Here is a 21058-nt window from a genome sequence, read left to right as displayed (position 1 = left end):
CGCCAACGCGTGCGCCCGATTGCGACATGCGCGGCTTCGAATGCGACAAGGAATGGCCATGCCACTGACTTCCAGCCACCCGCCGCCCCGCCAATCGCTGTTCGTCGAACGGCTGTCTCACCAGGCGACGATGGTCGCCAACACCCGCGACCACTACGCCACCGACGCGCACGTGCACGATTGCGACATGCTGTTCGTGCCCATCGCAGGCCGCTTCAGCGTGGGCGATGCGCAGGGCGAGGCGCAGCGCCTCGGGCCCGGCCACTTCGTCTGGTTTGCGGCGGGCAGCGCGCATTCGACGACCACGCTCACCGCCGGCCAGAGCCATGTCGCGGTCTACGTTGACCCGGCGCTGTGGGCCACGGCCTTGCAGGCGCAGGGCGTCGTGCGGCCCCCGCAAGGCATGCGCGCGGGCAGCACCGCGCTGGGCGCCCTGTCGCAGCGGATGTTCGAATCGACCCGTGCCGGCGACAGCGAGAACTACGTGCTGTGCGGCGCGCTCGTGATGGAGGCCGCGCGCCTGAGCGCCAACCCGTTGTCGGAGGGCGACGCCTCGCCGGCGCTGTGGGTGGCCGAGCTGCTGGCCGAAACGATGCTGCGCGATCTGGCGCAGCCCCTGTCGCTCGACGCCTTCGCGCAACAGCACCGGCTGTCGCGCCGGCAGGTGGAGCGGATCTTTCGCGCGAAGCACGGCATCTCGCCGCTGGAGTTCCTGCAGCGCCAGCGCATCGAGCGGGCGGTGTACCTGTTGCAGACCACGCGGGACTCGGTGCTGTCCATCGCGCTGCAGGTCGGCTGGGAGTCGGCGTCCTATCTTTCGCGGATGCTGGAGAAGACCTGGGCGAAGACGGCGACGCAAATTCGCGCGGCAGCCCCTCGACAAAACTAGCCTGACCGCTCAGGCCGGCGGCGGCGCTTCCCACGCAAAGCCCACGCCATACACCGACCGAATCCAGTCGTGCGCGGGCGTCACCGCGCCGAGCTTGCGGCGCAGGTTCTTCACGTGGCTGTCGATGGCGCGCTCGGTCACATCCACCGTGTCGTCGTAGGCCAGCTCCAGCAGCCGGGCGCGCGAGAAGATGCGACCCGGGTGCCGCGACAGCACCTGCAGCAGCCCGAACTCGCGGCGCGTGAGGTTCAGCGGCGTGCCGTCGAGCGAGGCGCGCCAGTGCACGTCGTCGAGCACGAGGCCCGGTGCATCGCCCGGCGCGCCCGGCGCCGCCAAGGCCGGTGCCGGCGCAGTGCGACGCAGCACGGCGCGCACGCGTGCCACCAGCTCGCGCGGCGAGAAGGGCTTGCACACGTAGTCGTCGGCGCCCAGCTCCAGTCCGAGCAGGCGGTCGACCTCCTCGATGCGCGCGGTGAGCATGATGATCGGATGGGCGGTGTGCTCCCGCGCGCGGCGCAGCACCTCGATGCCATCGAGGCGCGGCAGCATGATGTCGAGCAGCGTGAGGTCGGGCGGTGCGGCGACGATGCGTTCGAGCGCGCTCTGCCCATCGGCGAAGTGCTCGGTGTCGTAGCCGGCGTGGCGCAGGTAGTCCTGCACCACGGAGGCGATGTCGAGTTCGTCCTCGACGATCACGATGCGTGTCATGCGGAAGCCGCCAGCGGAAGGGTGATCGTCATGCGCAGCCCGCCCAGCGGCGAGGGCGCCGCCTCGATGCTGCCGCCGTGCGCCTCGAGGGTCGCGCGGCAGATCGACAGGCCCAGGCCCGAGCCGCCCAGCGCGCGGCTGCGCGAGGTCTCGCCGCGGAACAGGCGGTCGAAGAGGCGCGGAATCTCTTCCTCGGGCACGCCGGGTGCGCTGTCGTCGAACACCAGCGTGAGGCAATTGCCGGTCCATGCGCCTTCGACGCTCACGCCGATGCGCAGCTGGCCGCCGGCGTCGGTGTAGGCCAGCGTGTTCTCCAGCAGGTTCATGAAGACCTGGTGCAGCCGGTGCGCGTCGCCGTCGATCACCGGCTGGGCCGAGGCGGCGATGCGGTCGAGGGCGTCGCGGTCGAGCGCGATGTCGCGCTGCGCGAAGCGGTCGCGCGTGTGGTCGAGTGCCTCCTTCAGCAGCGACAGCGGATACACCGGCGCCTTCAGCAGGTCGCTCTGGGGCTCGCGCATGCTGCTGCGCAGGTCGTCGACCAGCTGGCCGAGGCGGATCACCTGCCGGTGCATGCGCAGCGCGGTGCGTTCGTCGAAGCTGCGCACGCCGTCCTGCAGCGCTTCGATCTCCGCGCGCATGGCCGCCAGCGGCGTGCGCAGCTCGTGCGCCGCATCGGCCAGCCAGGCGCGGCGCGAGGCCTCGGCCGTGTCCAGGCGCTGCGCCATGTCGTTGAAGGTCTTGCCCAGCAGCGCGAGTTCGTCCGAGCCGTGGACCGCGACGCGCGTCGAGAGCCGCCCGCGCGCCACGTCCTGCGCGGCCTGCGTGAGCGCGTCGATCGGCTGGAACCAGCGGCGCGCCAGCAGCCACGACAGCACCAGCGCAAAGGCCAGGCCGCACAGCCCGGTGAGCGCGATCACGCCGGACTGCCGGGCGAGGAAGGCGCGGTCGGCCTCGCTCTCCAGGCCCTGCATCGGCGCGAGCGCGAGGTAGCCGACGACGGTGCGCCCGTGGCGGATCGGCCGGCGCGCGGCGTTCTCCGGGTCGATGGTCGCGCCGACCACGAGCGCGCCGTGGGCATCGAGCACGGCGAGGCGGCGAAAGATCGAGTCGGGCGGGCCGGCCAGGCCGGGGAAGAAGCCCGGGGGCGGCATCAGGAAGCGGCGGGGCAGCAGGTCGAGCTGCGGCGGCTGGGGCGAGGCGGTGGGCGAGAGCCCGCTGGACGGTTCTGGCTGCGGCGCGCCGTCGCCCTGTGTGCCGGGCGCACGGCGCTCGTACCAGGGCGGCAGCCGCCGGTCGTCGGGCGTGGCGGCGCCGTCGATCACCATCGCCGACTGGCCCAGCTGCAGGCGGTGCCAGGCGTCGTCGTTGTCGCGCAGTTTCTTCCAGTCGCCATTGGCGGTGTAGTGCTTCAGCAGGAGCTGCGAGAGCCAGTCCATGCGGCGGATCTCGATCTCGGCCACGTAGGCGCCCAGGCCCCGTTGCAGCGCGACGATCGAGAAGCCCACGAAGCTCAGCAGCAGCACGATCAGCAGGGCGGCCAGGGCCAGGAAGATCTTGCGGGAGAGGGTCAGGCGCGGCATGGGCTCGGCGGCGGAGGCATGGCCGCATTCTGCGGCATGCGTTTCGGGGGCGGGGATGGCATGGGCAAGCCGCCGATCATGGCGTCCGATTGGGGAGGAATCTGGGAGACGGGCCTTCCCGCTCCTCTCCCACATTTCTCCCGATTCGGATCGCACGATGCCCGCCATGACACCGGACACGCACCGCGCCCCTCCCACTTCCGCCTTCCGCGCACTGGCCGCCGCCGCGCTCGCCTGGGCCCCGCCGGGGCACGCCGCGCCGCCGTCCACGCCCCCGGGCGACACCGACATCGACCTGCTGCTGTTCCTGCTGGCGGCGCTGTTCTGGGGCGTCGCGCATGTGTGGACGCTGCTCGTGGTCTGGGCCGAGGCCCGGGCTTCGGGCGTGCGCGCGCCTGCCAGGAAGGAGGCCGCCCATGGCCGATGAAGCGATCGGGCGCCGGGGCCTGCTTGCTGCGGTCGGCGCGGCCGGCCTGGCCGCGTCCGCACCCGGGGCCGCTGCAGCAGCGCAGAAGCTTCCGCTGACCGCCCAGACCACCGAGGGCCCGTACTACCTGGACCTCGCGAATTTCCGCACCGACATGACCGACGGCCGCGAGGGCGTGCCGCTCGATGTGCGCCTGCGCGTGCTCGATGCCACCGGCCGGCCGCTGCGCGGCCTGCGCACCGACCTGTGGCACTGCGACGCGCAGGGCAACTACTCGGGCTTCGGCGGGCAGGGCGACGACCGCACGCGCGGCTTCGAAGGCCAGGCCTTCCTGCGCGGCAGCCAGCGCACCGACCGCGACGGCCAGGCCGTGTTCGCCACGCTCTACCCGGGCTGGTACGCGGGGCGCACCACGCACATCCACGTCAAGGTGCACCACCGCGAGCGCGCCGTGCTCACGACGCAGTTCTTCCTGCCCGATGCGCTCAGCGAGTTCCTCTACACGCAGGTCTCCAGCTACCAGCGCGCGCGGCTGCGCGACACGCTCAACAGCGCCGACGGCATCGCATTGCGGGCCGGCGACACGGTGCTGGGCGCGGTGCGCGAAGAGGGCAGGCGCTACGTCGCGCTGCTCACGCTGGTGGTCGACCCCACCGCGCGCCCGGTGACCGAGCGCCCGCCGCAGCCCCGCACAGGGCCGGCACCAGTGGGCGGCGTGCGGCCGATGCGGCCGCGCACGCCCGAGGGCCTTGCCCGTATCCGCGCGCTGGTGCCGCCGCGCACCGAAGGCTGAGCGGTGCTGCGCCTGCCGCTCCCGTTCGTTGCGCCAGCCGATGGACGGGTCACACTGCGCGCGCTGGCCCACGTCTGCGCGGGCGGCCTGGCCTTGTGCAGCCTGGCGCTGGGCATCGGCGTCGCGGCACGCGGCGCCTGCGCGGAGGCCCGGCAGGCCGAGGTGCGCAACTCGCGCCTGGCGACGCTGGCGCCGATCATGCAAAGGGGCAGCGAAGGCCGCACGCCGCGCGGCCACGGCGCATGCAAGGCCGGGCCGGCCCTCAGCCCGGCCGCTGCGCGAAGCTGAACCCCACGCCGTAGACCGAACGGATCCAGCCGTGCGAGGGCGACACGGTCGCGAGCTTGCGCCGCAGGTTCTTGATGTGCCCGTCGACCGCGCGCTCGTTCACGTCGAGCGCCTCGGGGAAGGCCGCTTCGAGCAGCCTGGCGCGCGTGAACACGCGGCCCGGTTCGCGCGACAGCGCGCGCAGCAACAGCAGCTCGCGGCGCGTGAGCGCCAGGGCCCGGCCCTCCAGCCAGGCATGGCCCATCGCGCTGTCGAAGGCCACCGCCGGCGAGGCCATGCCCACGCTCAGGTCGGGCGGCGCACGCCGGCGCAGCACCGTGTGCACGCGCGCCACCACCTCACGCGGCGAGAAGGGCTTGCAGACATAGTCGTCGGCGCCCAGGTCGAAGCCGCGCAGCCGGTCGGCCTCGTGCGCGCGCGCCGTCAGCACGATGATCGGGTGGTCGCTGCGCGCGCGCACCTGCGCGATCACCTGCAGCCCGTCGATGCGCGGCAGCACCACGTCGAGCAGCGTGAGCGCCGGCGGCGCATGCAGGATGCGATCGAGCGCGGCGGCGCCGTCGCCCAGCTGCTCCACCTCGTGGCCCGCGCGCTGCAGCGGGCCCAGCAGCAGCGACGCGATCTCGCGTCCGTCTTCCACCAGCAGGATGCGGCTCATGGGGCGTGCGGGCCGGTTCAGAAGGACGTGCCGATCTGGAACTGGAAGCGCTGCGTGCGGTCGGCCGCGATGCCGTTGGCCGTGTCTTCCTTCTGGTAGACGATCGGCACCGCGTACGCCAGGCGCAGCGGGCCCAGCGGCGAGATCCAGCTGATGCCCAGGCCGGCCGAGGCGCGCAGGCGGTTCTGCGCCTTCCACTGCGCGTCGGTCATGCTGGCCGAGCGTTCGGCGAACACGTTGCCCGCGTCGAAGAAGGTGTACAGGCGCAGCGATTTGTCGTTGCCCGCGCCGGGGAAGGGCGTGGTCAGCTCCATGTTGAAGATCGCCTTGCGCGTGCCGCCCAGCGAGCCGCCGGTGACCGCGTCGGTCGGGCCCAGCGAGTTCTGTTCGAAGCCGCGGATCGAGCCCAGCCCGCCCGCGTAGAAGTTCTTGAAGATCGGGAAGCTGCTGCCGCCCAGCGCCTTCGCATAGCCGAGCTGGCCGTTGAAGGCCAGCGTGTACTGTTTGGACAGCGGCACGTACTGCTGGTACTGGTAGTTGGTCTTCAGGTAGCGCAGCGCGCTGCCCACGCCCAGCTCGAGGTTGGCGCTCTGCAGGCGCCCGCGCGTGGGCACCAGCGCGCTGTCGCGGTCGTCGCGCGACCAGCCCACCGTGGCCGGGATGCCCACCACGTCCCTGCCCGCACATACCACGCTCGGCGCGGTGCCGGTGCACTGGAAGTAGTCGAGGTAGGCCTGCGGCGTGGCCGTGTAGACGTACGAGCCGTTGACCAGCGTGTACGAACCGTTGGTGCCCGGCGTGAACGAATAACGTTCGACGCCGATGCCCAGGTACACCGTGTCCAGCTCGTTCACCGGCAGCCCGAAGCGCACTGAGCCGCCGTCGCTCGCGAGCTTGTAGTTGCCGTCGGCCTCGTAGTAGGGCCGCGTGGTGGTGTGGAACAGGTTGAAGGTGCGCGAGATGCCGTCCTTCGTGAAGTACGGGTCGGTGGCCGTGAGCGACACCGAGCGGTTGTACGAGCTGGTGTTGACCTGCAGCCCCAGGTAGTTGCCCGAGCCGAACACGTTCTCCTGCGTGATGCCGAAGCTCAGCGAAATCTTGTCGGTCGACGAGTAGCCCGCGCCGAGTTGCAGCGAGCCCGTGGGCTTCTCGGCCACGGTGACGTTCAGGTCGACCTGGTCGTTGCTGCCCGGCACTTCGGCGGTCTCGACGTTCACGTCGGTGAAGAAGCCCAGGCGGTCGATGCGGTCGCGCGAAAGCCTGATCTTCGTGCCGTCGTACCAGGCGCCTTCGTACTGGCGGAACTCGCGGCGGATCACCTCGTCGCGCGTGCGCGCATTGCCACCGATGTTCAGCCGCCGCACATAGGCGCGCCGCCCCGGCTCGGCGTTCAGCACCATCACGACGCGGCGCCGGGTGCGGTCGATCTCGGGCTCGGCCTTCACACGCGCGAAGGCGTAGCCGAAGGTGCCGAAGTGGTCGGCGAAGGCCTTGGTGGTGGCCGCCACGTCCTCGCCGTTGTAGGGCGCGCCGGAGCGCACGGTGACGAGCGACTTGAACTCGTCCTCGCGCCCCAGGTAGTTGCCCGCCAGCTTCACGCCGGCCACCGCGAACTTCTCGCCCTCGCTGATGTTCACCGTGAGCTCCAGCGTCTGCCGGTCGGGCGAGATCGCGATCTGCGTCGACTCGATGCGGAACTCGAGGTAGCCGCGCGTCAGGTAGAACGAACGCAGCGTTTCCAGGTCGGCGTCGAACTTGCTGCGCGCGTACTGGTTCGACTTCGTGTACCAGGCCAGCCAGCCGCCGCTGTCCTGGTCGAACAGGTCGAGCAGCGTGCGTTCGTCGAAAGCCTGTTGCCCGACCACGCGCACCCGCGTGATGCGCGCCGGCTCGCCCTCGGTCACGCTGAAGGTGAGGTTGACGCGGTTGCGCTCCAGCGGCGTGACGGTGGTGACCACCTGCGCGTTGTAGAGGCTGCGGCCGATGTACTGGCGCTTGAGCTCCTGCTCCGCGCGGTCGGCCAGCGCCTTGTCGTACGGCCGGCCTTCGGCCAGCCCGATGTCGCGCAGCGCCTTCTGCAGCGCCGCCTTGTCGAACTCCTTGGTGCCCGCGAAGTCGACATCAGCTACGGTGGGGCGCTCTTCGACGATGACCACGAGCACCCGGCCGTTCACGTCGATGCGCACGTCCTTGAACAGCCCCAGGTCGAACAGCGCGCGAATGGCTGCGCTGCCGCGGTCGTCGCTGTACCTGTCGCCGGCCTTCAGGCCGAGGGTTGCGAACACCGTGCCCGCTTCGACGCGCTGCAGGCCTTCGAGGCGGATGTCCTGCACGGTGAACGGGTCGGCGGCCTGTGCCGGGCAGACCGCCATCGCGAGGCACAGCGCGGCAAGGGCCGCGAGAGACTTGGGAGGAATCGTCATCACCGCATGGTCTTCACCAATGTCGGAGGAATGTGGGACGCCCTCCCGCGCGCAGGGCTGGTTGGTGAGCAGTCGTTACTGCAACCCCATCGCGTTCACCGCCGGCCACGCCACCGCAGGCCGTTCGATGCGTTCGCGGCAGTTCTGCGCATGCGTTTCCAGCGACAGATCGCCCTGGATCTCCAGCAGCCGCTGCACCGTGCGATCGACCGCCTGCGCGTCGAGCAGCGGGTACGTGCGCGCCGTGCGCCCGTTGTTGCGCACCAGGCGCGCGATGTACGGCAGGTCCTGCTGCGTGATCACCGCTGCAGGCATCACGCCCTCCAACTCCACGCCCTCGCACGGCAGCAGCACGAAGTACTGCAGCCGCAGGTCGTCCGGCAGCAGACTGCGCAGCTGCGTCGTCTTGCGCCCGCCCTGCCAGGCCGGGTCTTTCACTTCACGCGCCCGCGTGCAGCCATGCAACCGCAGGAACCAGCGTGGCGGCGCCTCGTCGGACTTCTTGCGGTAGACGAACGCATTGCGCCAGGCCTTGATCTCGAACAGGTAGACACCCGTCTCGCACACGATCACCGCATCGATGCGCGCCGTGGGCACCGCGCAACCGGAGGGCATCGGAATGATGAGGTTGCGAAGAATGCGCAGGTGCGAAAACGCCGGACTGAACGCCGTGGCGAGCTGCTGCACCCCGAGCGACGCGGCGACCGCGCTTTGCGGCAGAACAATGGTCATGTCGAACTCCTTCGAAGCCCCGAGCATTGCCGGCCTTTTAGGAGATTTCTGGTACGAGGCCATAGCCAAAACCACCCCACCGTCCCCAGGCCGAGCGAAGCAAAGGCCTGTGAGGGCCCCAACCCCTTCTGTATGCGCCGAGGAGCGCAGCGTTTCGCGGATCAGGGCTCGCCCTTGTTTGAGCGAAGCGAGTTTGGGCGAGACCCCGCGAAACGTGAGCACCGCAGGTTGCCCGTAGCGAAGCGGAGGGACGCAGACAGTAGGGTCGCCTTTTCTTTGCTTACTTTCTTTTGGCGAAGCAAAAGAAAGTGAGTCGCCCGCCGGGGCGAGACCCGGCCTCAGCCCCCCAAACGACTAACCCTCAATCTTCTCCAACCGAGACTCCCGAAGCCGGCTAGGCGCCAACGCCCCCGCAGACTCAAGAATCGGATAAGCAATCGAACAGATATGCGAATTGATCCGCTTCAAATCGCTGATCAGATCGATGTGCAGCGAACTCGTCTCGATGCTCAAAGTGGTCCGATCCGACAACCGATCCAGATGGGTTGTTGCATAGGCCCGCTCCAGATCCCGAAACCGCGCCTTCTCTTCCAGCAGCTTCTGCGCGTCACGAACATTGCCGTTCAAGAACACACTCATGCTCAACCGCAGATTGGCAACCAGCCGCTGGTGCAACTCGACGATCTCCGCCATCCCCGCTTCCGAGAAGTTGCGCTGCGGCTTGATCTTCTTGTCCTCGATATCGATGATCACCCGCTCGATGATGTCCCCGATCTGCTCCATGTTGATCGTGAAGCTGATGATGTCCGTCCAGCGCCGGCTTTCCTCTTCGCCCAGCGCCTCGCGCGAGATGCGCGTCATGTAGTACTTGATCGCCGAGTACAGTTCGTCCACCGTGTCGTCCAGCTGCCGCAGCTCCTGCGCCAGCCGCAGGTCGTTGTTGCGGATCACATCGAGCGTGCCGATGAGCATGGTCTCCACGATGTCCGCCTGGTGCAGCGCCTCGCGCGCCGCGTTAGAAATAGCGAGAGAAGGCGTCGACAGCGCCGAAGGGTCGAGGTGGTGCGGCCGACTCGTGCCCACGGGCTGCGGCGGCACGGGCAGCATGCGCGTCACCAGCTTGGCGACCCACTGCGTGAGGCCGATGAAGCCGACGCTGATCACGATGTTGAACGCCAGGTGGAACAGCACCACGCCGTGCGTCTGGTTCGGCAGCTGGGGCTGCACGTAGCGCACCCACAGCCCCACGAACGGCGTGACCAGCGCCACGCCCAGCGCCTTGAACAGCAGGTTGCCCACCGTCACCTGCCGCACCGACACGGCCGAGCGCGCCGTGGTCAGCACCGCCAGCAGGCCGCTGCCCAGGTTGGCGCCGAGCACCAGGCCCAGCGCCACGTCGAGCGGCACCACGTTCGAACTCGCCATGGCTGCCACCAGCAGCACCACCGCCAGGCTCGAGTACGCCACGATGGCGAGTGCGGCGCCGAGCGTGATCTCCAGCAGCACATCGCTGGTGATGGACGCCAGCAGCGCCCGCACGGCCGGCGACGAGAACAGCGGCTCGGTGGCCGCCACCACCAGCTGCAGCGCCAGCAGCATCAGCCCCAGCCCGATCAGCACCCGCCCCACGCGCCCCGCCACGGTGGCCGAGCGCGTGATGAACAACACCACCCCCACGAAGATGAACATCGGCGAGAGCCACGAGAGGTCGGCCGAGAACAGCACCGAGATCAGCGCCGTGCCCACGTCGGCGCCCCGCATCACCGCCAGCGCCGCCGGCAGCGTGACCAGGCCCTGCCCCACGAACGAGGAGGTCATGAGCGAGGTGGCCGTGCTCGACTGCACGAGCGCCGTGACGCCGATGCCCGAGAGCGCGGCCGTGAAGCGGTTGCGCATGCTCTGCACGAGGATCTTGCGCAGGTTGGCGCCGAAGACGCGCAGCACGCCGGTGCGCACGAGGTGCGTGCCCCACACCAGCAGGGCGACGGCCGCAAGCAGATTCAGAAGGTGCTTCATGGAGGGCGGGGTCTGACCTTTCTCTTGTTTTCGTTTTGATTCGTTTCAGCCCCATTTTCCACAAGTAGACGCTTCAGTCGATCAGGGCTCCGTTGTCGTGGAAAGGATAAGGCCCTTCGAAGCTGCCGGAGGCCGCCAGGTGGGTGACGAGCCGGCGCCCGGCCGCAGACCAGGCGTGCACGCGGAAGGCGGGCGGCTCCAGCGTCCAGGCCGAGGCGGCGTCGGGCGCCAGGTCGAGGCAGACCTGGTGCGCCTGCGCCGGCGAGGTCGAGGCGATGGTGCCGCCGAAGCGCACGTCGATGGCGCGGTGCAGGTGGCCGCAGATCACGCGCTCGACGTTCGTGTAGCGGCGCAGCAGGGCTTCGAGCGCGTCGGCGCCCTCGAGCAGGCCGATCTCGTCCATGTGGCCGATCAGCGTCTCGAAGGGCGGGTGGTGCATGGCGACCACCACGGGCTCGTGGCGGCAGGCGTCGAGCTGCGCCTCGAGCCAGGCCAGGCGCCGCTCGCACAGCGTGCCGTGGCTGGCGCCGGGCACGCAGGTGTCGAGCGTGAGCAGCCGCAGGTCGCCCACGCGCACCGAGTACTGCACGAAGCCGTGCGTGTCGGCGCCCGTGCCCAGGTAGGCGTGGCCCGGGAAGCTGCGGCGCAGCTGGTCGCGGTCGTCGTGGTTGCCGGGCAGCAGGTAGACGGGCATCGTCAGCGGCGCGAGCAGGGCGGCCAGGTGCTCGTACTCGGCGGCGCGGCCGAAGTCGGTCAGGTCGCCGGTGATGACCACCGCGTCGGGCGGCTGGCGCAGCGCGAGCACCGACTGCACGGCGCGCGCGAGGTAGGGCGCGGTGTCGATGCGGCCATAGGCCAGCCGGCCGGGCTCGCGGATGTGCAGGTCGGTCAGCTGGACCAGGAAGGTGTTGGGGGGCGTGGTCGTGGTCGTCATGCGCGGGTTTCCTGCGAGGTCATCAGGCGGTCGGCCGGGATGCGCAGGCCCACCGCGTCGCCCGGTCCGAAGGGGTTGTCGCGCCCCACGTCGGCCACCAGCACGGGCTGGTCCTGCAGGCGCAGGTGCAGCTGCACGCGGTCGCCGAGGAAGGTGCGGCGTTCGACCGTGGCGCGGCCCCAGCCGGGCGCCTCGCCGGGCGGGGGCGCGCCGACCTCGATGTCTTCGGGCCGCACCAGCAGCGTCGCATGCTGCTGCCAGGGCGCGGGGCAGGGCAGCGACGACCCTCCGAGTCGGACAACGCCCTGAGCGATGGCGTCGGCCGCGCGCTCCAGCCGGTTGACCCGGCCCAGGAACTCGGCCACGAAGGGGTGCGCAGGCGCGCGGTACAGGTCTTCGCCGCGCCCGACCTGCACGATGCGCCCGGCGCGCATCACGGCGAGCCGGTCGGCGATGGCGAGCGCTTCCTGCTGGTCGTGTGTGACGTGGATGGCCGTGATGTGCAGGCGGCGCAGCAGCTCGGCCAGTTCGTCGCGCAGCGATTCCTTGAGCTTGGCGTCGAGCGCGGCCAGCGGCTCGTCGAGCAGCAGCACGCGCGGGCGCACGGCCACGGCGCGCGCCAGGGCCACGCGCTGGCGCTGGCCGCCCGAGAGTTCGGCGGGGCGCTTGTTCTCCAGGCCGCCCAGGCGCACGAGGTCGACCAGCTCGCCGACGGCGCGTTTCTCTTCCTCGGGCGAGACGCCGCGGATGCGCAGGCCATAGCCGATGTTGGCCGCCACCGTCATCTGCGGAAAGAGGGCGTAGCTCTGGAACACCATGCCCACGCCGCGGTGCTCGACCGGACGCTGCGTGACGTCCTGGTCGCCGAAGACGATGCGGCTGCCGTCGTCGGGTGCTTCGAGCCCGGCGATGAGGCGCAGCAGCGTGGTCTTTCCGCAACCCGAGGGGCCGAGCAGCGCGAGCACCTCGCCGGCCTCGACCTTGAGGTTGGTGGGTTGCAGGCCGCGCGTGCCGTCGGCATAGGTCTTCGCGCAGTTCGAAATGTCGACGGGGATGCGTTCAAGTTCCATGGCGTTTCTGCATCAGGTTGGCAAGGTACTGCAGGCCCCACAGCACGGGAAGGATCACTGCGAAGAAGACCAGCGTGTAGGCCGATCCGATCTCGATGCGCATCGAGGCGTAGCTGTCGGCCAGGCCCACGGGCAGTGTGCGCGTGAGCGGCGTGTGCAGCATCCAGGTGAGGTTGAACTCGCCCACCGACAGCGTGAACACCATCAGGCTGCCGGCCACGATGGCCGGAAACACCGCAGGCACGAGGATGCCCATGAAGCGCTGGCGGAAGTTCGCGCCCAGCGAGCGCGCGGCTTCCTCGAGCGCGAGCAGGTCGTCGCGCTGGAAGGCCGAGCTCACGGTGCGCACCATGAAGGGCAGCGTGAAGACGATGTGGCCCACGAGGATGAAGGCGAAGCTCTGGCGGAAGGCCGTGAGCTGGCCGTAGGCGAGGATGAGCGCGAGCGCCGTCGCCAGGCCCGGCACTGCGACCGGCAGGGTCAGCAGCTCTTCGAAGATGCGCGCCGCGCGCGAGCGGCTGCGTGCCAGCGTGTAGGCGCAGGGCACGCCGATCAGCACGGTGCACACGACGCAGGCCACGGCCAGCGCGAGCGACCAGCCGACGGTGCCGCCGTAGTTCTCCCACACCTCGCCCAGCCAGCGCAGCGTGAGGCCGCTCTTGAGCCCCACGCTGTAGTTGTTGACGAGGCCGGCCATCACCGACAGCAGCATCGGCGCGATCATGAAGAGGCTCACGATCACCGTGATGGCGAGCAGGAAAGGGGCGCGGGGTTGTGAAGGCGTCTTCATCATCGGGTGACCGGGTTGGCGCCGAAGCGGCGCGCCACGAAGAGCACCAGCCAGGTCACGATGCCCAGCGAGATCGACAGCGACGCGGCGAGCGCGAAGTTGGCGTAGTTGGTGAACTCGTTGTAGATGGTGATGGGGATCACCTCGAACTTGCTGGCCAGCGTGAAGGCCGTGCCGAAGGCGCCCATCGAGGTGGCGAACAAAATGGCGCCGCAGGCCAGCGTGGTGGGCGCGAGCTCGGGCATCCACACGTCGCGCGCCACGCGCAGCTTCGAGGCGCCGAGCGAACGCGCCGCTTCCTCGAGCTGCGTGTTCATCGATTCGGCCGCCGCGGCGTAGGTGGCGATGGCGCGCGGCAGCGAGAAATACAGATACGCCAGGAAGAGGCCGAGCAGGCCGTAGGCGAAGGTGATGCGCTCGCCAAACAGGCTGTCGCTCAGGTCGGCCACCACGCCCTGGCGCCCGCCCAGCAGGATCACGAAGAAGCCGATGATCACGCCCGGGAACGACAGCGGCAGCGTGAGCAGCGACAGCAGCATGCGCTTGCCCGGGAAGGCGTGGCGCGCGAGGTAGATGCCCACCGCCGCGCCCAGCACCAGCGTGGCCAGCGTCACCGCCACCGACAGCGCGACGGTGTTGGCCATGCTGTGCAGGTAGCGTGCATCGGTCAGCACCGCGAAGTAGGTGGCGGCGCCCTTGTCGGCCGGCAGCGCGAGCAGGCGCACCACCGGCAGCAGCCAGAAGGCCGCGAAGAAGACGGCCGCCGGCGCGACGCAGGCCAGCAGTCGCCAGCGCGGGTTCCAGGCGTTGGAGTTGGATGTGGTGGTGCTGCGTGTCATCGCGCGCGGCGCCGGGTCAGCGCACTTCCTTCAGGTACTGGTCGGAGAAGCCACGCTGCGCGTCGGCCATGCGGGCGTAGTCGACGGTCTTGGCACGGGCGTAGTCGCTCGCGGGCAGGAACTGCGCCTCGATCTCCTTGGGCATGGCGCTGGCGCGCACCGGGCGCAGGTAGGCCTTGGCCCAGATCGCCTGGCCTTCGTCGGACAGCGTGAAGTCGAGCACCTTCTTGGCATCGGCCGCGTGCGGCGCCTTGGCGACCAGGCTCATCACGTAGGGCACGGCCAGCGTGCCTTCGCTGGGGATGACGAAGGCGACGTTGGCCTTGTCCTTGTACTTGGCGCGGTAGGCGTTGAAGTCGTAGTCGAGCAGGATCGCGATCTCGCCCGACAGCACGCGCGCGTACGAGGTCTGCTTGGGCACGATGGGCTCGTTCTTCTGCAGCGCCTTGAAGTAGTCGATGGCCGGCTTGAAGTTGTCGAGCGTGCCGCCGCGCGCCTGGTTCACGGCCACGGCGCCCACGTAGCCCACGAAGGCCGAAGCGGGGTCGAGGTAGCCGATGAGGCCCTTGTACTCGGGCTTGAGCAGGTCGGCCCACGACTTGGGCACCGGCTTGCCCTTGAGCGCATCGACGTTGACCATGAAGCCGAGCGTGCCCGAGTGGATGGTGAACCAGTTGCCGGCGGGGTCCTTCAGGCCGTCGGGAATGTCTTTCCAGGCGGCCGGCTTGTAGGGCTCGACCACGCCGTCTTTCGCGGCCTGCACCGCGAAGGTCACGCCGAGGTAGGTGACGTCGGCCACGGGGCTGGCCTTTTCGGCGACCAGCTGCGCGAGCGACTGGCCCGAGTTCTTGTTGTCGGCCGGCACGGTGATGCCGGTCCTGGCCTTGATGGCCTTGAGCTGGGTGCCCCAGTCGGCCCATTCGGTCGGGCAGTTGTAGCAAATGGCGGTCTGGGCCATGGCGCCGCCGGCGGCGACGAGGGCGGCGGCCAGCACGCCGAGGCGGGCGAGGCGGTGAAAGCGCAGGGACATGGAAAAACTCCTGGGAGGGGTGGTGAGGTCAGGACAGTGCGGCGTCGTTGTCTTCGCGCGCATTCGCGCACGACTCGCCGTCTCGGAAGGCATGGGGCAGCAGCAGGCTCGCGTCGGCCTGCAGCGCGCGGCCGCCGGCGATCGCCTGCGCCAGCAGCTCGACGCTGTGGCGGCCGATGTCGCTGTTGGGCTGCGCGATGGTGGTGAGCGCGGGCGTGAGGTCTTCGCCGAGCGCGATGCCGTCGAAGCCGACCACGCTGAGGTCGTCGGGCACCGCCAGGCCGCTCAAATGCGCGGCGCGGATGCTGCGGATGGCCAGCAGGTCGTTCGAGCAGACCAGCGCGGTGGGGCGGCTGCCCGGGCGCAGCTCCGCGCACAGCGCATCGACGGCGGTCTCGACGAAGGGCACTTCGATCAGCGGCGGCGCTGCAAGGCCTGCTTCGGCCATGCCGCGCTGGTAGCCGCGGTAGCGCTGCTGCGCGCGGTCCGAGGCGGCCAGCGTGCCGCTGACCATCGCGATGCGCCGGTGGCCCAGCAGCACGAGCCGTGTGACCGCATCGGCCACCGCGCCTTCGCTGTCGACCGACACGCAGGGGTGGTCGGCGTGCCGGTTGTAGGCCAGCACGTAGGGCACGCCGGCGGCCTGCAGGCGCTGCAGCGCGGCCGAGGTGGACGGGTTCGACACCACGAGGATCAGCCCGTCGACGTTGCCCGCCAGCAGCAGCTGGACGGCGCGCTCTTCCTCGTCGAGCCGGTAGCCCGTGGTGACCGGCAGGATCGCGTAGCCGCCCGCGACGGCCGCGCGCGCAATGCCCTGCAGGCATTCGGCAAAGGTCGGGTTCAACAGCGTGGGCAGCACCACGCCGAGCGTGCGGCTGCGCTGGGTGCGCAAGGTGCGGGCGCTGGCGTTGGGCAGGTAGTTGAGTTCGCGCGCCACGCGCTCGACCAGTTCGCGCGTGGCCGGCGTCACCTTGTCGGGGAAATTGAAGGCGCGCGAGACCGTGGCCACGGAGACCCCGGCCTGGGCGGCTACAGCTTGGATGCTCATCGTGCGGGGTCCGTGGTGGGGTTCATGTAATCGATTACATTGGACCGGCGCAGTATGACTTCGCGATGACAGGGTGGGGAAGTGGGGAGAACCCCGGGGCCGCTGGCGCAGCACGCGGCCCAAAGAAAAAGGGGCCCGTGGGCCCCTTTGGTCTAGAACTGGCTTACTTGCCCCGGCGCACTCGCCGGATTTCGTCGACGATCAGGCAGATCGCCCCGAGCGTGATGGCGCTGTCCGCTGCGTTGAACGCCGGGAAGTACCAGTTGCCCCAGTGGAAGCTCAGGAAGTCGACCACGTAGCCGTGCATCATGCGGTCGACCACGTTGCCGATGGCGCCGCCCAAAATGCAGGCCATCGCGAACGAGAAGAGCTTCTGGCCGGCGTGCGACCGCAGCATCCAGACGATGAAGATCGCCGCCGCCACGCCGATGGCCGTGAAGAACCAGCGCTGCCAGCCCGAGTGGTCGGCCAGGAACGAGAAGGCGGCTCCCGTGTTGTGCGCGCGCACGACGTTGAAGAAGCTCGTCACGTAGGTCGCGTCGCCGAGCTTGTAGTAGCCCAGGATCAGCGTCTTGGTGAACTGGTCGATGATCACGATGATCGCCGCCAGCCCGAGCCAGGGCCAGATGCTGGCCCCGCGCGAACGCGAGGCCGACGAGGCGGAGCGTGCGGTCGCCATCAGGCCACGCTGCGCGATTCGCCCGCGCCGAACAGGTTGCTCGTGCAGCGGCCGCAGATGGTCGGGTGCGCCGGGTCGTGGCCCACGTCCTCGCGGTAGTGCCAGCAGCGTTCGCACTTCTGCGCGGTGCTCGGCGTGACCACGGTCGACAGCGTGTCGCCCGCCGCCAGCGCCACGGCCGAGGCGATGAACACGAACTTCAGGTCGTCGCCCAGCGAGCCCAGCAGCGCGAGGTCGTCGGCCGGTGCGTTCAGCTGCAGGTTGGCCTGCAGCGACGAACCGACCTTGCCCTCGGCGCGCACCGCCTCGATGTCCTTGTTGACGCCGTCGCGGATCTCGCGGATGCGGCCCCACTTGGCGAGCAGTGCTTCGTCGGGTGCGGCGAACTGGCTGTAGGTCTGCGTGAAGATCGACTCGCCGGCCTTGCCGGTGCCCACGATCTTCCAGGCCTCTTCGGCCGTGAAGCTCAGGAACGGCGCCATCCAGCGCAGCATGGCTTGCGAGATGTGCCACAGCGCGGTCTGTGCGCTGCGGCGCGCGAGCGAGCCCGGCGCCGTCGTGTAGAGGCGGTCCTTCAGGATGTCGAGGTAGAAGCCGCCCAGGTCTTCCGAGCAGTAGATTTGCAGCTTGGCCACCACCGGATGGAACTCGTACACCTGGTAGTGCGCGAGGATCTCGGCCTGGAACTGCGCCGCGCGCGACATCGCGTAGCGGTCGATCTCGAACAGCTGGTCGAGCGGCACCGCGTCTTTCGCGATGTCGAAATCGCTGGTGTTCGCGAGCAGGAAGCGCAGCGTGTTGCGGATGCGGCGGTAGGCATCGACGACGCGCGCGAGGATCTTGTCGTCGCCCGCGATGTCGCCCGAGTAGTCGCTCGCGGCCACCCAGAGGCGGATGATTTCCGAACCCAGCTTGTTGCTGATTTCCTGCGGGTCGATGCCGTTCTTGAGCGACTTGCTCATCTTGATGCCCTTGGCATCCACCGTGAAGCCGTGCGTGAGCAGACCCTTGTACGGTGCGCGGTCTTCCAGCATGCAGGCGATCAGCAGCGACGAGTGGAACCACCCGCGGTGCTGGTCGTGGCCTTCGAGGTACAGGTCGGCTTCGGGGCCGGTTTCGTGGTGCACGTTGGGGTGCGTGCCGCGCAGCACGTGCGAGAAGGTCGAGCCCGAGTCGAACCACACCTCGAGGATGTCGGTGCTCTTGGTGTAGCTCGGTGCGTCTGCGGCGCCCAGGATGTCTTCGACCGTGACGCGGCTCCAGGCCTCGATGCCGCCCTTCTCGACGATGTCGGCGGCCTGGTCGAGGATTTCCATGGTGCGCGGGTGCAGCTCGCCCGAATCCTTGTGCAGGAAGAACGGGATCGGCACGCCCCAGCTGCGCTGGCGGCTGATGCACCAGTCGGGCCGGCCGGCGATCATGTCGTGCAGGCGGGCCTTGCCGTTCTCGGGGTAGAAGCTGGTCTGCTCGATGGCGTCGAGCGCGGTCTGGCGCAGCGTCTTGGGCGCCTTGTCCTTCGTGAACACGCCTTCGCCTTCGTCCATGCGCACGAACCACTGGGCGGCCGCGCGGTAGATCACCGGCGTCTTGTGGCGCCAGCAGTGCGGGTAGCTGTGGGTGATGGTCTCGGTGGTCAGCAGTCGGTTGGCGTCGCGCAGCGCGGCGATGATCACCGGCACGGCCTTCCAGATGTTCTGGCCGCCGAACAGCGGGAAGTCGGGCGCGTAGCTGCCGTTGCCCTGCACCGGGTTCAGGATGTCGTCGTACGCCACGCCGTGGGCGATGCAGGAGTTGAAGTCGTCCACGCCGTAGGCGGGCGACGAGTGCACGAGGCCGGTGCCGTCCGTGGCGGTGGCGTAGTCGGCCAGGTAGATGGGCGACAGGCGCTGGTAGCCCGCATCCACGTCGTACAGCGGGTGCTCGAACTCGAGCCCGCCGAGCGCTTCGCCCTTGACCGTGGCCAGCACCTTGCCGTCGAGCGCGTAGCGCGTCATGCACATCTCGACCAGCGAGTTGGCCAGGATCAGCAGGCCGCGCTCGGTGTCGACCAGCGAGTACTCGAGCTCGGGGTTGAGGTTGATCGCCTGGTTGGCCGGGATGGTCCACGCGGTGGTGGTCCAGATCACCGCGAAGATGTCGCCCAGGATCGTGTGGTCGGTGCCGAAGGCCTTGAGCACCTTCTCGCGCTCGTGCGCCTTGAAGGCCACGTCGATGGTCTGGCTCTTCTTGTCGGCGTATTCGATCTCGAATTCGGCCAGCGAGGAGCCGCAGTCGAAGCACCAGTACACGGGCTTCAGGCCCCGGTACACGAAGCCGCGCTCGATCACGCGCTTGAACGCGCGCAGCTCGCCGGCTTCATTGGCGAAGTCCATCGTCTTGTAGGGATGGTCCCATTCGCCCAGCACGCCCAGGCGCTGGAAGTCCACCATCTGCTGGGCGATCTGCTCGGTGGCGTAGGCGCGGCTCTTGGCCTGCATCTCGTCGCGGCTCAGGTTGCGGCCGAACTGCTTTTCGATGGCGTTCTCGATCGGCAGGCCGTGGCAGTCCCAGCCGGGCACGTACAGCGCGTCGAAGCCTTCGAGCTGGCGCGCCTTGGTGATCATGTCCTTGAGGATCTTGTTCACCGCGTGGCCCATGTGGATCTGGCCGTTGGCGTACGGCGGGCCGTCGTGCAGGATGAACTTGGGCGCGCCGTGGCGGGCGTCGCGCAGGCGCTGGTAGCGGCCTTCGTCGTTCCATTCCTTGACCCAGCCCGGTTCGCGCTTGGGCAGGTCGCCGCGCATCGGGAAGGGGGTGTCGGGCAGGTTCAGCGTGGAACGGTAATCTTTGGGGGAAGCAGCGTCAGACATGTTGGGGTGCGGCGAAACAGAGGGGCTTCGACAGGCTCAGCCCGAACTGCATTGAGCGGTCGGTGCGGAAGATATAGCCGTTCGCCCTGAGCTTGTCGAAGGGCGGCAGCACGGGGCGTGCAGGGCTAAATTCGGTCGCGCGTGGTCTGGCGGTGGGTCTCGGCGTGGGTCGATGCGAAGAACGCGCGTGCGTCGCGGCCATCCTTCGCGATGCCCGCAGTGAGGGCTTCGAGGCTGGTGTAGCGCAATTCGTCGTGCAGTTTGTGCAGGAGTTCCACGCGCACGATTTTACCGTAGGCCCCTTCGGCCCCCAGATGCGAGGGCCACTCCAGGCAATGCGTCTCGAGCAGCACGCGTCCCGCGTTGACGTCGTTGGCGTCCAACGAGGGCCGCACGCCGAGGTTCGCGACACCCGGCAGCGGCTGGTCGGCCAGGCCGTGCACCAGCACCGCGAAGATGCCGCTGGCGGCCGGTTTCCAGTGCTTGAAGCGCAGGTTGAGGGTGCGAAAACCGTCGTCCTTGCCCGGCGACGACGCGCCCAGCGCCCGGCCCAGCTTGCGGCCGTGGACCACATGGCCCGAGATCGTGTACGGGCGGCCCAGCAGCGTGTGGGCGTCGGCCATGCGGCCTTCGGCCAGCGCCTCGCGCACGGCCGAGCTGGACACCCGCAGGCCGTGCACCTCGTAGCTGTTCATGCGCGCGACGTCGAAACCGTGGGTTTCACCGGCGGCATCGAGCATGGCGTAGTCGCCCGCGCGTTTGGCGCCGAAGCGGAAGTCGTCGCCCACCAGCACGTAGCGCGCGCCCAGGCCGTCGATCAGCACGTTCTGGATGAACGCCTCGGGCGACTGGGACGCCAGCCGGCCGTCGAAGGGCAGCACGATGGTCTGGTCGACGCCGCAGGCCGCCAGCTCGGTCAGCTTGTCGCGCAGCGTGCCGATGCGGGCAGGGGCCAGGTCGGGCTTCTTGGTGACGGCCGCGAAGTAGTCGCGCGGGTGCGGCTCGAAGGTCAGCACGCAGCTGGGCAGCCCGCGATGGCGGGCCTCGGTCTGCAACAGCGCCAGCATGGCCTGGTGGCCGCGGTGGACGCCGTCGAAATTGCCGATCGTGAGGGCGCAGGCCGGAGCTACGCCCGGGTGTCGGAAGCCGCGGAAAACCTGCATGGGAGAGTATCTTTTTGATAGCGCCTGATGCCCGTCGTATGGGCAAATCAGGCCGATTTGTCACAAAGCCGGTATATTGTGACGCAGTGGGTGGGTTGGCGTGAGTCGCCAACGCATTCCGAGTCTCTGGTCTCTGCGTGTT

The 21058-nt window shown here is 69.2% G+C and carries 19 protein-coding genes; 4 read left to right on the top strand and 15 right to left on the bottom strand.

Features of this window, described 5'->3' with window-relative positions:
- Positions 1-58: 58 nt before the first annotated feature.
- Positions 59-889 (top strand): AraC family transcriptional regulator, encoded by an 831-nt coding sequence (locus AC57B8_RS16665; protein WP_159273091.1) that lies wholly within the window; start codon positions 59-61, stop codon positions 887-889.
- A 9-nt stretch (positions 890-898) separates the two neighbouring features.
- On the opposite strand, the gene AC57B8_RS16660 is transcribed toward AC57B8_RS16665, so the two are convergent.
- Positions 899-1597: a response regulator gene (locus AC57B8_RS16660; RefSeq protein WP_496480162.1), complete on the bottom strand. Its 699-nt coding sequence runs from the start codon at positions 1595-1597 to the stop codon at positions 899-901.
- Positions 1594-3177, bottom strand: a complete 1584-nt coding sequence (locus tag AC57B8_RS16655; RefSeq protein ID WP_496480161.1) for an ATP-binding protein — start codon at positions 3175-3177, stop codon at positions 1594-1596. The genes AC57B8_RS16660 and AC57B8_RS16655 overlap by 4 nt, the downstream gene beginning before the upstream one ends.
- Positions 3178-3334: 157 nt before the next feature.
- On the opposite strand from AC57B8_RS16655, the gene AC57B8_RS16650 reads away from it, so the two are divergent.
- From AC57B8_RS16650 to AC57B8_RS16640, 3 genes are read left to right on the top strand one after another with little or no spacing between them, the layout of a single operon-like run.
- Positions 3335-3604 (top strand): hypothetical protein, encoded by a 270-nt coding sequence (locus AC57B8_RS16650; RefSeq protein WP_496480160.1) that lies wholly within the window; start codon positions 3335-3337, stop codon positions 3602-3604.
- On the top strand, positions 3594-4397 hold the full coding sequence (locus tag AC57B8_RS16645) for a dioxygenase family protein (protein WP_496480159.1): 804 nt from the start codon (positions 3594-3596) through the stop codon (positions 4395-4397). Before AC57B8_RS16650 ends, AC57B8_RS16645 begins: the two co-directional genes overlap by 11 nt.
- Positions 4398-4400: 3 nt before the next feature.
- Positions 4401-4685, top strand: a complete 285-nt coding sequence (locus AC57B8_RS16640) for a hypothetical protein (protein WP_496480158.1) — start codon at positions 4401-4403, stop codon at positions 4683-4685.
- Here AC57B8_RS16640 and AC57B8_RS16635 read toward each other — a convergent pair.
- The 13 genes from AC57B8_RS16635 to AC57B8_RS16575 form a co-directional block, all read right to left on the bottom strand.
- On the bottom strand, positions 4660-5343 hold the full coding sequence (locus AC57B8_RS16635) for a response regulator (protein WP_496480157.1): 684 nt from the start codon (positions 5341-5343) through the stop codon (positions 4660-4662). The two genes, AC57B8_RS16640 and AC57B8_RS16635, sit on opposite strands and share 26 nt — an antisense overlap.
- Positions 5344-5360: 17 nt before the next feature.
- Positions 5361-7766, bottom strand: a complete 2406-nt coding sequence (gene bamA, locus AC57B8_RS16630; protein WP_496480156.1) for an outer membrane protein assembly factor BamA — start codon at positions 7764-7766, stop codon at positions 5361-5363.
- A gap of 75 nt (positions 7767-7841) precedes the next feature.
- Positions 7842-8498 carry a nuclease-related domain-containing protein gene (locus tag AC57B8_RS16625; RefSeq protein WP_070062123.1) on the bottom strand — a complete coding sequence of 219 codons (657 nt, stop codon included), beginning with the start codon at positions 8496-8498 and terminating at the stop codon, positions 7842-7844.
- A gap of 354 nt (positions 8499-8852) precedes the next feature.
- Positions 8853-10514 (bottom strand): Na/Pi cotransporter family protein, encoded by a 1662-nt coding sequence (locus tag AC57B8_RS16620; protein ID WP_496480155.1) that lies wholly within the window; start codon positions 10512-10514, stop codon positions 8853-8855.
- Between the two features lie 73 nt (positions 10515-10587).
- A complete protein-coding gene (locus tag AC57B8_RS16615; RefSeq protein WP_496480154.1) occupies positions 10588-11448 on the bottom strand; it encodes a phosphodiesterase in 861 nt (286 codons plus the stop codon).
- Positions 11445-12518, bottom strand: coding sequence for an ABC transporter ATP-binding protein (locus tag AC57B8_RS16610; RefSeq protein WP_070062132.1), 1074 nt, complete (start codon positions 12516-12518; stop codon positions 11445-11447). Before AC57B8_RS16610 ends, AC57B8_RS16615 begins: the two co-directional genes overlap by 4 nt.
- A complete protein-coding gene (locus AC57B8_RS16605; protein ID WP_495305140.1) occupies positions 12508-13308 on the bottom strand; it encodes an ABC transporter permease subunit in 801 nt (266 codons plus the stop codon). The genes AC57B8_RS16610 and AC57B8_RS16605 overlap by 11 nt, the downstream gene beginning before the upstream one ends.
- Positions 13308-14147 carry an ABC transporter permease gene (locus AC57B8_RS16600; protein WP_496480153.1) on the bottom strand — a complete coding sequence of 280 codons (840 nt, stop codon included), beginning with the start codon at positions 14145-14147 and terminating at the stop codon, positions 13308-13310. Before AC57B8_RS16600 ends, AC57B8_RS16605 begins: the two co-directional genes overlap by 1 nt.
- 16 nt (positions 14148-14163) lie before the next feature.
- On the bottom strand, positions 14164-15177 hold the full coding sequence (locus AC57B8_RS16595) for an extracellular solute-binding protein (protein ID WP_495261117.1): 1014 nt from the start codon (positions 15175-15177) through the stop codon (positions 14164-14166).
- A gap of 28 nt (positions 15178-15205) precedes the next feature.
- Positions 15206-16225: a LacI family DNA-binding transcriptional regulator gene (locus AC57B8_RS16590; RefSeq protein WP_496480152.1), complete on the bottom strand. Its 1020-nt coding sequence runs from the start codon at positions 16223-16225 to the stop codon at positions 15206-15208.
- Positions 16226-16388: 163 nt separating this feature from the next.
- Positions 16389-16904, bottom strand: a complete 516-nt coding sequence (gene lspA / locus AC57B8_RS16585) for a signal peptidase II (RefSeq protein ID WP_369646000.1) — start codon at positions 16902-16904, stop codon at positions 16389-16391.
- Positions 16904-19753, bottom strand: a complete 2850-nt coding sequence (gene ileS, locus AC57B8_RS16580) for an isoleucine--tRNA ligase (RefSeq protein WP_496480151.1) — start codon at positions 19751-19753, stop codon at positions 16904-16906. The genes lspA and ileS overlap by 1 nt, the downstream gene beginning before the upstream one ends.
- A 125-nt stretch (positions 19754-19878) precedes the next feature.
- Positions 19879-20916: a bifunctional riboflavin kinase/FAD synthetase gene (locus AC57B8_RS16575; protein WP_307694915.1), complete on the bottom strand. Its 1038-nt coding sequence runs from the start codon at positions 20914-20916 to the stop codon at positions 19879-19881.
- Between the last annotated feature and the right edge of the window lie 142 nt (positions 20917-21058).

It is taken from the genome of Variovorax sp. BGA-UO-ETr-C22 (assembly GCF_059567965.1).
This window is presented reverse-complemented; position numbering and strand designations above follow the sequence as displayed.